We start from the raw sequence: 13,828 nt of genomic DNA, 5'->3' as shown, positions 1-13,828 counted from the left end.
ATCAGGAAAGCTTTTACGACTGTTTCGCAGCCGAGCGGGAGCAAGCTCCCTCGCCACAAAGGCTTATGCGTACCTGACGTGCATCAATCTCAATAATCGCGCCGCTTGCGAAATGCCCAGCGGCCTGCAATCACGGTGAAGGTCGCCACCAGTGCGACCAGGATCCAGAAGCCGTGGTCATCACCGGCCAACGGCACGCCGCCGACATTCATTCCAAAGAAACCGGCGATGATGTTGATGGGCAGCGCGAGCACCGTGACCACGGTCAGGGTGAACAAGGTACGGTTGCTTTGCTCGTTGAGGTTGGCGGCGATTTCTTCCTGTAACAACTTGATCCGCTCGCCGAGGGCGGTGAGGTCGTTGATGATCAACGCGAACTCCTCGGTGGATTTGCGCAGCTCCTTGACGTCTTCTTTCTGCAGCCATTGCGGCGGGCGGTTGAGCAGGCGCAGCAACGAACCGGGCTCCAGCGCCAGCAAGCGTTGCAGGCGCACCAGTACCCGGCGGTGGCTGCCCAGTTCGGCGCGGTTGTTGGATACGCGCGACGACAGCAATTGATCCTCGATCTGATCGACGCTGAGGCTGGTCTTGCGCACGATCTGGGTCAGCACCTCGCCCTGGTCGCGCAGCAAATGCACGAGCAGTTCCAACGGTGAGCGAAAGCATTCGCCAGCCTTCACCGATGAGCGCAGCTTGTCGACCGAATGCAAAGGCTGCAGTCGTGCGCTGATGATCAAGCGACTGTGGACACACACCCACAGCGTGGAGACATCCGAGGACACCAAGTTGCTGAGGTTGAACACCACATCGTTCACCACCGCCAGCAGCGCCGAGTCCACGTGCTCGATGCGCGTCGAGCGCGAGCCTTCGTGCAAGGCTTCGAAAAACTCCTCGGGCAAGGCCAGATGGTTTTTCATCCAGCGCTCGCAAGCGGCATGAGCCAGGTTCAGGTGCAGCCAGAGGAATTCGTCGGCATCCTCCGGTTGCTGCAGGCTTCGCAGGGCCTGGGCCGAGTCGATCTCTCGCCCGCGTTCGCCGGGGCGGAAGCGAAACCCGTAGAGCAGGCCGAACAGGTCCGGATCGCGATGGCTTTGATCGATGCTGTGATTCATGCGGGCTCGCTGGCGGGAGTGCCTGTCGTGGCGATGACAGGTTCACTTGAGCGGCATCATTGCAGGGTTTTTTGAAGGTTTTGTGACGGTTGGGTTGGGACATCTGGACCGGTAGTAATCTATACCACGCACGGTAAAAAGCCGCACAACTCGAAAGTTGCGCGGCTTTATATAGTATTAGTCAGTCATTTCGGTCGAGTTTGTTTTTCGAGACTTCGCCAGTGGCGGCATTGAGCTTAATGTCAAACTCTCTGCCGTCTGGGTAACGTACTTCTACTTCGTATTCATAATAGCTGCCATGCTGATCCACTTCAGCAAGGCCCATCTGGGCTCCTGGGTGCAGCTTCTCGACGATCTGTTTAAGCTCGTCCATTGATTTGATCTTGCCTTCCTTGACCAACTGGGGAATCTCGTTGGCCTGGACATCCCTCGCCTGGGCCAAGCCAGCGGTAAGGGTAAGGGCAGCAGCAGTAAACAGGGCAGTCAAAGTTTTCATAGGTCTTTCCTTGGTGTCGTTAAAGGGTGATTCGTTTAAGTGGGCTCAGATTATCTGTGGCAACTTAATTCACCCTTAATTCGGAAAACTTGCAGCGACTGCCCGATCCGCCCTGATGCTTCAGTAACCGTTCCTCTCCAATAGTTGCGCCACACTGCCTGTTTCGGGACGCTTGAAGTACTTGAGCAGTTCGCTGGCCCGGTTGGTGAAAATGCCATCTACGCCGGCATTCATCGCGTTCTTGAAGTCCACCGGCTCATCAACAGTGTAGACATGTACCAGTAAACCTTGGTCATGGGTGTACTGGTTCATCCACGGCTGCACCAGGTCCGAGTAACTCTGACTGCCGCCATGGGTCAACGCCGCCGAAGGACCGGTGCCGATGGCGCCCTGGGCCTTGGCGTACTGGACCCATTTTTCGAATTCCGCTTTGTCCTTGGGCTCCTGTTTCGCGTAGTAAACCGCCTTGTCGGTCTCGCCGGACTCGGCAAACGTCACCTTGGACTTGGGCTCGATATTGCCTTCACCGACCCACAGCAGCAGTATTTTCGGCACCTTCGGCATCTCTTTGTGCAGCAGTTCAAGACTGCTTTTTTCGAAAGTCTGCAACACCACCTTGCCCTTTCCCTGGCCCACGCCGATGGCGTCCTTGGCCAGCTTGGAGCCTGCCGGGCTCAACCAGCCACGATCTTGCAGCTTGTCCTTCAGGTCACTCTCGATGCCTGGAAACAGCTTGGGCTCCTTGGTCTCGATGTACAGCCCAGGTTTATGCTGCGGGTTGCCCTCGGCAATGTTGATGACTTCGTCCAGCGTCAGGATTTTCAGGCCCGCGAATGAAGGACGGGCGCGGTCCGGGTAGGCCGCGTTGAACCAACTGCCGGCGTCCAGCGTCTTGAGCTCGGCCATGGTGAATTCATTGGCAGTCTTGTCCTTGCGCTCGGGAAACCTGGTCGCGACATCGGTGGTGCGCAACAGGCTGTCGTCGTGCAAGACGAACAGCACGCCGTCTTTGCTGCGTTGCAGGTCCAGTTCCAGATAATCGGCGCCCAGGTCACGCGCCAATTTGTAGGCCGCCGCGGTGGACTCCGGGGCGTCGAACGATGCGCCGCGATGGGCGATGACCGCCGGGTGGGGGATACCTTGGAGGGTTGCCAGGGCCTTGGGACTTGGGGTTTCGGCGGCGTGTGCCGGACCGAAACCGAGCAACAGGCTCAGCATCAACGCGCTACGGGGGAGGGTGACAGGCATGTTCGAGGTCCTTTCGTGATTTGCAAAGACCTCTCTTTTAACAATTGCACACATTCGGCGCTATCGCCAGACCGACAAAAACCATCTCAAGGCAGATTTTTTCTTCGTCTTTGGCAGTTGTGCAGACCGTTTGGTTCAGCGGTCTCTTCCGGCGTCGGAAGGGGCGAACTCCTACGGCGACTGTTCTAAATATTTACAAGACACTTCCTGATTCGCAGCGATTTGCTCGCACTAACGGCCGTGAATAGCTGTTATTCCCCGAGTTGTCTGACGAGGATAAAGAATCGAGCAATATGGATTAATAGTTCTAACAGTGCCGCTGTTTTTCTCGACTCTTACTATGAGCAACAGAGCGAAACAGCTCGCTCGTATTTTTCCATACCAAGGACTGACATGACTGAACGACGCACATTGTGGATGGCTAAGCTCGGGTTTTTATCGTTAATCGCGTGCGCTGTCCACGCCCAGGCGAAAACAGCTGAAGAGGCCTATGAATATTTGAGCGTCACGGAGCTTAATCAAAAATTGACTGACAATCAGCTTACTTCGGTAGCGCTGGTGACCTATCTGAACAACCGGATCCAGTCCCTGGATAAAGAAGGTCCTCAGCTCAAGGCCGTCATCGAACTCAATCCCCAGGCCCTGGCTGATGCAGCGCTGCGCGACAGCGAGCGCGCGAGTGGTAACGTTCGAAGTCCATTGCACGGTATCCCGGTATTAATCAAAGACAATATCGACACTGCGGACCTGATGCAGACTTCTGCCGGCTCACTGGCGATGGTCGGGCTGCCGGCCGTGCAAGATGCATTCGTTATCAAGCAGCTACGCAATGCCGGCGCCATAATCCTGGGCAAAGCCAACATGAGCGAATGGGCTGGCATGAGGGACCGGAGAGTGCCGTTAGGTTGGAGCGGTCGAGGTGGGCAAGGGCTCAACCCACATGTGTTAAGCGCAGGTACCTGTGGCTCCAGCTCCGGCCCGGCTGCCAGCCTGGCAGCGGGGTATGCGCCCATTTCGGTGGGTACCGAGACCAATGGCTCAATCATCTGCCCATCCGCTGTCAATGGGGTCGTTGGCTTCAAGCCCAGTATTGGCCTGGTGAGTCGCTCGGGTGTCGTTCCGATTACCCGGCGGCAGGACACCCCGGGGCCGATGGCCCGCACGGTCTACGATGTCGCTTTGCTGTTGAATCATTTGGCCGGCGCGGATCCAACCGACCCGCCTACCGCCAATGCTCCTCAAGGCACCGACTACACCAGCGCTTTATCCACCGACGCGTTGCAAGGAAAACGTATTGGTGTGGTTGTGAATGATGGGCAAAAGCTCACCGTTACTACTTCACTGTTGCCCGCTGTTGTAAGTACGTCGGAACATTCGCAATGTGATTTAGGTAGCGGGATGGTGCACGACCTCAGCCCTCAATTTTGCGCAGCGCTAAAAACCATTCAGGACAATGGCGCTACCCTCGTTCCGGTGAGTTTAAGCGTTCCAGGCATGAGCAATTATTTTCAGGTATTGCTGGCGGGGATGAAGCTCGAACTGCAGGCTTATTTAAATACCCGCAGCGGTTTGCCAATCGAGACCCTGGATAATTTGATTGCTTACAACGAGCAGAATCCGGTGGAAGAGAACTATGGCCAGCAAATGCTCGAACAAGTCAATGCACAAACGTTGAGCGAAGAAGAGATCGATGCTTTATGGCGGCCGATGCAGGCCAGCTTTAAAAGAATGTTCGACATTGAATTCCACAATCGCACGTTGGATGCCATGGTGGCTGACCTGGACGGTATATCCCAGCCGAGCACGGCTATAGCAGGCTTTCCCATTGTCACCGTACCTTCCGGCGTGGAGGAGGGCGGCGAGCCAACTTCCATATCGTTTATCGGTTCCATGTGGGGGGATGCCGGGTTGTTGGGGTTGGCCTACGCCTACGAACAAGCCTCCTTGAAACTGGTCCATCCAACATTCAGGCCGTAGCCGAGGCACTGGCGTGATGATCCGGGCTGGTCGATTCTTCTTTCGATCTACCTGGTTCATCACGCTTGTTTGATCAAATTCTGGCAAATGCTTCTATGGCAATGCATTTTCAGCTAGGTCTACGGTAATCTTGGCCGCATCAGTTTCCCCGCAGAGGGAAACCTCAACTCCAGCGTTTCCTTGCCCTGCGTGTAAACCATCGATCAGACGTCCCGAGGGACGCATCCATGAGGTTTACCATGCGCACCACTTCGACACTCATCTGCCAGGCCGCCGATCAACTCAAGGGTTTTGTCGGCCTGAACCGTAAGACTGGCCAGTACATTGTGCGTTTCAGCGAAGACTCTTTCGGTATGGATGTGGCCGACGACGGCATCATCCCCACCAGTGAATTCGTCTGGACCCCAGCGGCCGATGACACCCTGACCCTCAAGCGTGAGTGGATCCAGTTGCTGCTGGACCAGAATATCGACGACCGTATCAACATTACCGAACCGTTGCGGGTGTATATGGCGCGCAGCGATCTGCCGGAAATCCTGGCGATGCGGCAGTTGGTAAGGGGCTGAGCCAAGAGTCTCGAGTTGGCCAGGGAACCGGTTCGGTGTTGTCTGTTGGAGGCTATGCCTGTGCCTTGGCGCAGGCTTCGACAAACGCGCGGACCAGCGGTGGTACGCGTCCTTCCAGCGCAGCACGCTCGGGCTGGAACAGCGTCGCGACAAAGAACGGATGACCGCGCAACTCTACAGCGCGCAAGTCGGCGGCCGAATCCCGGGCGACGGCATGCAAGCGTTCCCTCAGCAAGTCTTGCTCCAGTTGCGGATTGACGCCGAAACGGCAATGGTAGCTCTCGAACGCGGTCTGTCCGCCATAGGCCTTGGCAATCAGCGAGCCCGCCTCGAACTGAAGGCTGTCGATGGTTTCCACCAAGGCGCAGCTTAGCGGCGTCAACAGCGCCCGTTCCGCCTCTGGAGAGGTTTCACCATGAACGGCATCGGCCCAGCCCATCACGTTACGGGCATATTCCAGCACAGCATGTTGGAAACCGCCGCAGGTGCCCAAGAAAGGGCGACGCTGTTCGCGGGCAAAACGAATGGCTTGCAAGGCGCCGTCTTCGTTTTGGTAAGGGCTGCCGGGCACGCACCAGACACCGTCGAAGTGCTCCAGCACAGCGTTCTTGGTAATGAGCGGCGTTGCCAGCCATTGCAAACGGATGGAATGGCCGGTTTGCTTGGCAGCCAGCTCAAGTGCGAGGGGGATCGCTCGATGCGCGGTGATGCGTGGGTCGTGGTCGCCGATCAGGGCGATGTTTAACGGATGCTGATTTTCCATGGGAGGCTCGCCGCTTGTTGATTCCTGGGCGCCACTATAAATTGGCGTTTGTGCAATCAATATTGGCGTTTACCCAAGTGATCAATGCAGCGACGCACTATCGTCTCGATTATCCCGATCTGTCCCTGATCCTGGCGCTGGTCCGTGGCGGCTCGCTGGCCCGGGCCGCTCGGCTATTGCACGTGGATGTATCGACGGTGTTTCGTTCGGTACGTCGGCTGGAGGCGGCCCTGGGCCAGCCATTGTTCGAAAAGAGTCGTTCCGGGTATTTACCCACGAGCCTTGCCCAGGCGTTGGCCGAACAAGCCGAGCGTGCCGAACAGGCGTTGGAGGCCGCGCGCGTCGGCGTGGAGCAGGGCGGCCAGGTGGTCAGCGGCACGGTGCGCCTGACGTGTACGGACGCGGTCCTGCAGGCATTGCTGTTGCCCGCGTTGGCGCGATTCATGCCCGCTTATCCAGCGTTGACGCTGGAGTTGAGCACCTCGAACGACTTCGCCAACCTCAGCCGCCGCGATGCCGACATTGCCTTGCGCCTGACCCTTACGCCACCGGAACATCTGGTGGGGCGCAATTTGGGCAATGTGGTGTATCGGGTATGTGCTGGCGACGCGTATCTGCGCTCGACGAGTCTGCGGGACTTGGCGTCCATGACTTGGATCGCACCGGACGATTTCCTGCCTGATCACCCCACCGTGGCCTGGCGCCGCCAGCACTTGCCCGGCGTGGTGCCGGCCTACCGCTGTAATAGCATGCTTTCGGTCACCGAACTGGTGCGGGCCGGTTTGGGGGTGGCGGCACTGCCGGATTTTTTGATCGATGGCAACCAGGGCCTGACGCCCATTGGCGAGCCATTGGCCGGGCATGACACGGCGCTCTGGCTCCTGACCCGACCGGACTGCCGCGCGTTGCGCTCGGTGGTGACACTGTTCGATGAGCTAGGGCGCACTCTGCGGCGCAACTGAGGTTCAGCGTTGGTAACAGGCCAGGAACATGTCCAAGGCCGATTCGATCACCTGCGCCTGTTCAGGCGATGCAAGGCTTGGTTGCCCCATGGAGATCTGCGGCCAGAACGCGAACGTCTTGATCAGCCCATGCATCTGTTGGGCAGCAAATGCCGGGTCAACCGGTTTCAATCGGCCGTCGGCCTGGGCCATGCGAATCCAGACGGCCAAGCCTTCTTCGCGCTCGCCCATACGCGCAACCATGTCTTGGGCCCGCTCGGGAGAGTGGATCGTTGCGGCGATGGCGATGCGCGCCAGGTCGAGAAAATTCTCGTCCGCCAGCATGTGCAATTTGGCTTGAAGCAGCGTTCGAAGCTGATCGCGTAACGGCTGATCCGGGCTGTACGGGGTGAGCTGCTCTGCCGTGATGCTGTTCCACAGTCGATTCAGAATTTCGGCGAACAGCGCTTCCTTGCTGGGGAAGTGGTTATACACCGTGCGTTTCGAGACGCCGGCAGTCGCCGCGATCCTGTCCATGCTGGTGATCTCGAAACCGCTGCTGCGAAATTCCGCAATCGCGGATTGAAGGATGGCTTCGCGTTTTCGCTCGGTAAGGCGCTGCGGTACGGTCATGGGCATTCGTCGATAGGAAAAAAGAAGTTACACCCGGCAGTTTACTTGCCCAGGAGATTCATGCAATCTAGAAACTACACCATGCAGTGTAGTTTTTCAGTCGGGCGGCTGTGCGCGCATCGCAACAGCCATCCAGTGTCCCACAACGGCGAAGCGCAACGCGCCGACGCCCTTGGAGTTATCGCATCATGACCACTCCTTCTTCTTCGACCGAAAATCCCACATCGCGGCATGAACAGGGCAAGTACCGCAATCATGCCGTTACGCCACGTGAAGGTTTTGGCACGACCTTGCGCGTCATCTGGAACATGATCTTCCATAAACCGCACAACACGCGGCCCGCGGGCACCATCGACGTTCGACCATTGACTCGCGCCGCTCTGCTGGCGGCGCCGAACCACAGCGTCTTCCGTCTCGGCCATTCCACCGTGTTGCTCAAGCTACGGGACAAATTCTGGCTGACCGACCCGGTCTTCTCCGAGCGCGCCTCGCCCGTGCAGTGGGCCGGCCCGAAGCGTTTTCATCAGCCGCCCATCAGCCTTGAGGAGCTGCCGCCGATCGAAGCGGTGATCCTTTCCCATGACCATTACGACCACCTCGACCATCACGCCATCCTGAAGCTCGCTGCCAAGACTCGCTATTTCCTCGCACCGCTTGGCGTGGGCGAAACCTTGGTCAAATGGGGTATCGACGTCGGCAAGGTGCGCCAGTTGGATTGGTGGCAAGGCACCGAGGTGGCGGGTATCGAATTCGTTGCCACGCCGTCCCAGCACTTTTCCGGGCGCGGCCTGTTCGACAGCAACGGCACGTTATGGGCCTCATGGGTAATGATCGATGGCGACACGCGAATTTTCTTCAGTGGCGACAGCGGTTATTTCGATGGTTTCAAACGCATCGGCGAGAAATACGGGCCCTTCGACCTGGCGCTGATGGAAACCGGCGCCTATAACGTCGATTGGCCTCATGTCCACATGCAGCCGGAGCAGACCTTGCAGGCCCACATCGACCTCAAAGGCCGTTGGCTGCTACCGATCCACAACGGCACGTTCGACCTGGCGATGCATGCCTGGTATGAACCCTTCGACCGCATCCTGGCCCTGGCCTGGGAACGCAACGTTTGCATCACCACACCGCAAATGGGCGAAGCGTTCACCCTGACGCAACCGCAACGTGGCCGAGCCTGGTGGCTGGACGTGGAGCCGTCGGCTTATCAGAACCAGACCGGCATGGCCTGACGTCCGGACTCGTTTATTCGATCATTGCGTAGTCCGGCCGCTCCATCGGATCTGGCGTGGCGCCCTTGATATTCATGCCGCGTCCCGGAGCGAAACCCGGGAAGAACACCAGCCCTTCGGCCTCCAGCCGGAAGGCCAGCGCCAGGCGCGTCACGTCAAGCAGTTCGCCACCGGCCTCGAAGCGCCGAATGGCCCGGACCGAGACGCCGGACTGGCGCGACAGCTCTTCGACACTCCAGCCCAGCATGGCTCGGGCCTGCTCGCTGTGAGCGGGGGTGAATTGATAGACAGCGATGCGTTCCAGGGTGGTTTTGATTGCGAGAGAGGCCATGGGGAGCTCCAAAGCTGTGGGATTAAAAAGCACTGTGTTTTTGTACAGTTGTTTTGAGTCCCGATCAATCTCATTTTTTGATCAATGACCGGCGGTCTTCTCCAGCCAGGCGCTCGGGGCGTGACCCAGCACACGACGAAACATCGTGGAGAATGCCGCAGGGCTGTCGTAGCCGAGATCCAAGGCTATGCGTGTTACCGAATCCCCTTCAGCCAACCGGGCCAACGCCGACATCACACACGCCTGTTGCCGCCACTGCCTGAAATTCAACGTGGTCTGCCGGCTGAACAGCCGATTGAACGAGCGCAGGCTGATATGCACTTGCGCCGCCCATTCCACGGGCGAGGCATGGGTGTCGGGGCGTTCCAGGAACGCCTGGCACAGGCTGAGCAGGCGAGGATCCTTGGGCAGCGGGAGGTGCAGCGGCAGGTGGGTGCTGAGCAGCAACTCGTGTAGCAGCAGATCGATCAATGCACCGTCCCGTCCAGCCTCGTCGTAGTCCGGCGCAAGCTCGACGGCTTCCATCAACAACTGACGCATCAGGGGCGACACACTGATGACCTGGCACCGCGAGTCCATGGCCATTACCGCGGCCGGTTCGATGTAGAGACTGCGCGTGCTCACGCCCAGCATCAGTACTTCATGATCGACCGCCGGCGGAATCCACACCGCCCGTTGCGGCGGCACGACCCAATTGCCGTCCGCCGTGCTGACCTGCATGACCCCGGTGGCGCCATAGAGCAACTGCGCCCGGCGATGGCGATGCAACGGCAGCACCTGCCCATGAGCGTAATCGGTGCCGATGGCAACCACGCTCCGGGGTATCGCATCCAAGAGATCGATCGAACTGTTGCGCATCGGTTGGCCACTCATGATTGGCGTAAACGCGAACATTATTGGCCTGTTTGCTGCAGCGGGCCAAGCGTCGCGTCCTTATCGTGAAGGCCTTTCCATTTCCCGGATTCGCCTCGATGTTTTATGTATCGCTTTTATGCTTCGGCTGCCTGAGTGGCGTGACGGCCGTGTTGTTCGGCTTCGGCGGCGGATTCGTCGTAGTGCCCTTGCTGTACCGCATGCTCACCGTCAGCCACGGTGCCGACGACCCCATCGGCCAATCTGCAATGCACATTGCTGTGGCTACCTCGACCTGCGTCATGATCGTCAACGCACTGATCGCCACCGTGAAGCATCACCGCGCCGGGAACATCATTCGTCACTACGTGTGGCCGTTGGGCAGCTTCATCGGCCTGGGCGCTATCGTCGGAGCCGTTGCGACGATGTGGGCGAGCAGCGAAGTCATTCGCTATGCCTTCATCGTTTATCTGGGCGTGACCATTCTGGACTGCTTGTTCCGACGCGGTTTTCTGACAAAGTCTGACGCTGTGGTCCCACGGCGATTGGGCTGGGCAGAGGTCTCGGTGGGCGGGATCAGCATCGGCACCATCGCCACTTTTCTGGGCGTGGGCGGCAGTGTCATGACGGTGCCGTTATTACGCCGTTGCGGGCTGAGCATGTCCCGCGCGACGTCCATGGCCAACCCGTTGAGCTTGCCGGTTGCAGTGGCCGGGACACTGGCTTACATGGCCATGGCCGGGTTTACCGAGTTTGATTTGGGGCCGTGGTTTGTGGGTTACGTCGACTTGATGGCCTTCGCTGTGCTGACACTCGGCGCGTTAGTGGGGATTCGTCTGGCAACGCCATGGATCGGACGGATACCGGATGGGGTTCATGCCTGGGTCTATATTGGATTGTTGGTCGTTGTGATGCTGGGCATGGCGATACGATAAATCGCTGCAAGGTTACTCGATAGCGCTACGGCTAGCCCCAAGGCGAAATCACTTATCGGCCAACCCCGGCGCTTCGCGAATAATAAAGTGATCCAGGTTCTCGATGTTGGCACTGAACACCCCGAACGTTTGCTCGGGGTTTTTCTTGCTCGGCACCTGCTTCGACTCCGGCGTGACGCCATAGAAGAAGCAATACAACGGCGCGTCACTGTCGATGGCGTGCTTGATTTCTTCCAGGAACGCCTTGCGCTTGCGGTAGTTGTCGATCAGCTTCTTGCTCAGGTAAACGTTGACGGAGTAAGGCTTCTTCTTCGCCTCGTCCGGCTGCTTGAACCAGACCTTTGCTTCGAAGTCGATGCGAAAGCTCAGGGTGTAATCCTTGATCTCCTTGATCTTGCCCCAGTAAATCAAGCCCTTGTTGTCCTGCAAATACTCGATCTTCTTGAAGAACGATCCGTAGGGCGCCGTGTGCTCGCCAATCTTCAGCGGCTTGCGCTTGAGCAGATCTTTGTTATCGAAATTCGAAACGAAACACTCCACCGGATGGGCGAAGACACTGGTCTTGTCCGGTGCTGAATCCTGCGCGGAATGAGGGTTATCACCGTGGGAAGATACGGATGAGGGCGTAGGCCGATTCGCTTCAACATTGTCCGACGGGTCGGACGGCTTGCGCACGTACTGTCGCCGAGTCAGCAACAGCTCCGACGGAAAATGCTCCTCGCGGTCGTCATCTGTCTCAACGCTTTCCGTATCCAGCCCTGGCGTTTTCGGACTGACATAAGGACAGCCCTCGATATGCTGGGTCGTCGGCCGATTCTTGAAATGTGGCGTGCGGATGTAATTGACGTTCTTGGCGTTGAACGTCGTCAGCCGATTCTTCTCATCAAACGCCGCCCGACAGGCATCGTTGGGGCACTGAAAGCGCTCCTTGGCCGAATCGAATGCCATGGTCTCGTCGAAATTCAGATCCCGAACGTCATAGATCGAAAGCTTGGCATCGAGGCTGAGGCAGTAGGCGGTATCGAATTTCATCGGGGCTCGGGTCCATGAGAGGAAGTGTATTAATACCGAAGGACGCGGCGGGCTGCACCCAAAGTTTCAACACACCACAACCCCCCTGTGGGGGCGAGCTTGCTCGCGATTCCCAAACCCAACCCAACCATCAAGCCTGCCACCCACCTGCGCCCTGATATCAACCTGTGGCGAGGGAGCTTGCTCCCGCTGGGCTGCGAAGCGGCCCCCATTCAGCAGTTTCATGCTCGGGGAAATCGATATCATAATGCTGGTTCTTAGCTCGATCTTTCAGGTGGCCGGAATTGTTACGTCTGCTTAGCTAAATCCATGGAGGCGGTAATGAGTGAACAGGTGCAAGTCACCCTGCACGAAGCAAAGTCCCAGCTCTTACAACTGGGCGCACGTGCATGGCAGGGCGACAAGGTGGTGATCACCAAGGCCGGTAAGCCTTATCTGGATCTGCTACCTCATGTCGATACACCACAGGCGCGCAAGCCTGGGCGGTTGAAGGGAAAGATTCGGATGTCGGCGGATTCTTACCGTACCCCCGAGGACATCATCGAGGGTTTTGAGGGCCCGCTCTGAGTGCAGACGATTCTTCTGAATCCGAGATTTCAGCCGACACCTCAGCCATGCAGGCCTCGTCAAACTCTCGCATAGTGGCCTTGTCGATAGCGCCGATTTTCAACAGTGCTTCGGCCGAGCTGTGAATCGACTCGAAGGCCTCACTTTTGATTTCTTTCGTCATTGCATATCCCCATATGTCCTTTTTCGTCCAACAAAAACTGGGCGTTTCCCGCAACCACTATTCCACACTGCCAAAGCGTGGGAACCCGCCCGCGATCTTCAAAACAACGCAGCAACCAAGCACTACACCAATCTGTGACTTGACACCTGTGGCGAGGGAGCTTGCTCCCGCTGGGCTGCGCAGCAGCCCCATTCAATATTCCCAACAAAAAACCGCCGCCCGAACACGGACGACGGCTTCCGATTGAATCTCAAAACCCTCGCAAAACCCTCGATGCTTTCCGCCACCATGACTCATGCTGCCCAAACGGATCATCCACCAACACCGCCGGCATATCCCGCAAGCGAATCCATGGCTCATCCTGCCAGTGCAGCATGCAGAGCGACATCTTCGGCCAATCCAGGACGCTTAACGTAGGCCGTTCCACCTTATGCGAGTAGCGCTCATCCCGCAGGGTTGGCACCACCTGATGCGTGATCCACTCACGCAGCAACCGATACTCGGGGCAGTAGTGATAAACCAGCAATGCATAGACGCCCGACTCGCTCAGCATCAGACGCTCTTCGGCCAAGCCGTGGACATGCACGAGCATCATCCGGCGCTGGTCAGGGTCGAGCTTGCGGGTCATGCGCTCATCAAGGTGCTTGCTCATCAAACGCCCCAAATCGGAGGCGCTGAACCAAGCCTGGTTTTCAACCAAGAGGGCATGAAGATGGACGTTGTGACGGGTAAAAACCGCCGGAATGTAAGCATCAGACATGATGGGTCTCCGAGTACACGGAGAACAGAGCTGCGCTTTCGTGGGCATAACAGATAACGAGGAGATGCGGCGTCAATGCGGAACGATTCTAAGTTTTGCGTAGGGTAAAGGTAGCGTTCCGGTCCCAGAGTTAAACGCGGCTTCGGTGCTGCAGAAATATAAAAACCCCGTTTTCACGGGGTTTTTAGTTAAGTCGCTGATGGCTCGACTTAGGACT

15 protein-coding genes are annotated in these 13,828 nt (G+C 57.8%); 6 read left to right on the top strand and 9 right to left on the bottom strand.

Annotated elements, in window-relative coordinates; all coding sequences use genetic code 11:
• Nucleotides 1-89: 89 nt before the first annotated feature.
• The 3 genes from HU806_RS15960 to HU806_RS15950 all read right to left on the bottom strand — a co-directional run bounded on the left by HU806_RS15960 (nucleotide 90) and on the right by HU806_RS15950 (nucleotide 2,856).
• Nucleotides 90-1,112: a transporter gene (locus HU806_RS15960; RefSeq protein WP_186612288.1), complete on the bottom strand. Its 1,023-nt coding sequence runs from the start codon at nucleotides 1,110-1,112 to the stop codon at nucleotides 90-92.
• Nucleotides 1,113-1,293: 181 nt separating this feature from the next.
• A complete protein-coding gene (locus HU806_RS15955) occupies nucleotides 1,294-1,608 on the bottom strand; it encodes a PepSY domain-containing protein (RefSeq protein WP_186612287.1) in 315 nt (104 codons plus the stop codon).
• Nucleotides 1,609-1,728: 120 nt separating this feature from the next.
• Complete coding sequence (locus HU806_RS15950) at nucleotides 1,729-2,856, bottom strand: glycerophosphodiester phosphodiesterase (protein ID WP_186612286.1); 1,128 nt, start codon at nucleotides 2,854-2,856, stop codon at nucleotides 1,729-1,731.
• Nucleotides 2,857-3,249: 393 nt separating this feature from the next.
• Between HU806_RS15950 and HU806_RS15945 the strand changes: the two genes are divergently transcribed.
• Nucleotides 3,250-4,833, top strand: a complete 1,584-nt coding sequence (locus HU806_RS15945) for an amidase family protein (protein WP_186612285.1) — start codon at nucleotides 3,250-3,252, stop codon at nucleotides 4,831-4,833.
• A gap of 239 nt (nucleotides 4,834-5,072) precedes the next feature.
• On the top strand, nucleotides 5,073-5,399 hold the full coding sequence (locus HU806_RS15940) for a DUF2025 family protein (protein WP_186612284.1): 327 nt from the start codon (nucleotides 5,073-5,075) through the stop codon (nucleotides 5,397-5,399).
• A gap of 52 nt (nucleotides 5,400-5,451) precedes the next feature.
• Here HU806_RS15940 and HU806_RS15935 read toward each other — a convergent pair whose 3' ends face one another.
• The gene (locus HU806_RS15935; protein WP_186612283.1) at nucleotides 5,452-6,162 is read right to left on the bottom strand and encodes a CTP synthase C-terminal region-related (seleno)protein; all 711 of its coding nucleotides are present in this window, start codon (nucleotides 6,160-6,162) and stop codon (nucleotides 5,452-5,454) included.
• A gap of 14 nt (nucleotides 6,163-6,176) precedes the next feature.
• Between HU806_RS15935 and HU806_RS15930 the strand changes: the two genes are divergently transcribed.
• A complete protein-coding gene (locus HU806_RS15930) occupies nucleotides 6,177-7,124 on the top strand; it encodes a LysR family transcriptional regulator (protein ID WP_186612282.1) in 948 nt (315 codons plus the stop codon).
• A 3-nt stretch (nucleotides 7,125-7,127) separates the two neighbouring features.
• Here HU806_RS15930 and HU806_RS15925 read toward each other — a convergent pair whose 3' ends face one another.
• On the bottom strand, nucleotides 7,128-7,736 hold the full coding sequence (locus HU806_RS15925; RefSeq protein ID WP_186612281.1) for a TetR/AcrR family transcriptional regulator: 609 nt from the start codon (nucleotides 7,734-7,736) through the stop codon (nucleotides 7,128-7,130).
• A 188-nt stretch (nucleotides 7,737-7,924) separates the two neighbouring features.
• Between HU806_RS15925 and HU806_RS15920 the strand changes: the two genes are divergently transcribed.
• Nucleotides 7,925-8,971, top strand: coding sequence for an MBL fold metallo-hydrolase (locus tag HU806_RS15920; RefSeq protein ID WP_186612280.1), 1,047 nt, complete (start codon nucleotides 7,925-7,927; stop codon nucleotides 8,969-8,971).
• A 13-nt stretch (nucleotides 8,972-8,984) separates the two neighbouring features.
• Here HU806_RS15920 and HU806_RS15915 read toward each other — a convergent pair whose 3' ends face one another.
• Together HU806_RS15915 and HU806_RS15910 are read right to left on the bottom strand one after the other, a co-directional pair.
• Nucleotides 8,985-9,302 carry a helix-turn-helix domain-containing protein gene (locus tag HU806_RS15915; protein WP_186612279.1) on the bottom strand — a complete coding sequence of 106 codons (318 nt, stop codon included), beginning with the start codon at nucleotides 9,300-9,302 and terminating at the stop codon, nucleotides 8,985-8,987.
• An 81-nt stretch (nucleotides 9,303-9,383) separates the two neighbouring features.
• Entirely contained in the window at nucleotides 9,384-10,160 is a 777-nt protein-coding gene (locus HU806_RS15910) for an AraC family transcriptional regulator (RefSeq protein ID WP_186612278.1), read from the bottom strand.
• 113 nt (nucleotides 10,161-10,273) lie between these two features.
• On the opposite strand from HU806_RS15910, the gene HU806_RS15905 reads away from it, so the two are divergent.
• Nucleotides 10,274-11,089, top strand: a complete 816-nt coding sequence (locus HU806_RS15905) for a sulfite exporter TauE/SafE family protein (RefSeq protein ID WP_186612277.1) — start codon at nucleotides 10,274-10,276, stop codon at nucleotides 11,087-11,089.
• Between the two features lie 48 nt (nucleotides 11,090-11,137).
• Here the strand turns inward: HU806_RS15905 and HU806_RS15900 are convergent, their stop codons facing one another.
• Entirely contained in the window at nucleotides 11,138-12,121 is a 984-nt protein-coding gene (locus tag HU806_RS15900; RefSeq protein ID WP_186612276.1) for a hypothetical protein, read from the bottom strand.
• Between the two features lie 321 nt (nucleotides 12,122-12,442).
• Between HU806_RS15900 and HU806_RS15895 the strand changes: the two genes are divergently transcribed.
• Nucleotides 12,443-12,688, top strand: a complete 246-nt coding sequence (locus tag HU806_RS15895) for a type II toxin-antitoxin system Phd/YefM family antitoxin (RefSeq protein ID WP_186612275.1) — start codon at nucleotides 12,443-12,445, stop codon at nucleotides 12,686-12,688.
• 413 nt (nucleotides 12,689-13,101) lie between these two features.
• Here HU806_RS15895 and HU806_RS15890 read toward each other — a convergent pair whose 3' ends face one another.
• The gene (locus HU806_RS15890) at nucleotides 13,102-13,611 is read right to left on the bottom strand and encodes a BRO-N domain-containing protein (protein ID WP_186612274.1); all 510 of its coding nucleotides are present in this window, start codon (nucleotides 13,609-13,611) and stop codon (nucleotides 13,102-13,104) included.
• Nucleotides 13,612-13,828: the final 217 nt, after the last annotated feature.

Origin of the sequence: Pseudomonas sp. SWRI154, from assembly GCF_014268645.1 — a bacterium.
Lineage (GTDB): Bacteria > Pseudomonadota > Gammaproteobacteria > Pseudomonadales > Pseudomonadaceae > Aquipseudomonas > Aquipseudomonas marvdashtae.
This window is presented reverse-complemented; position numbering and strand designations above follow the sequence as displayed.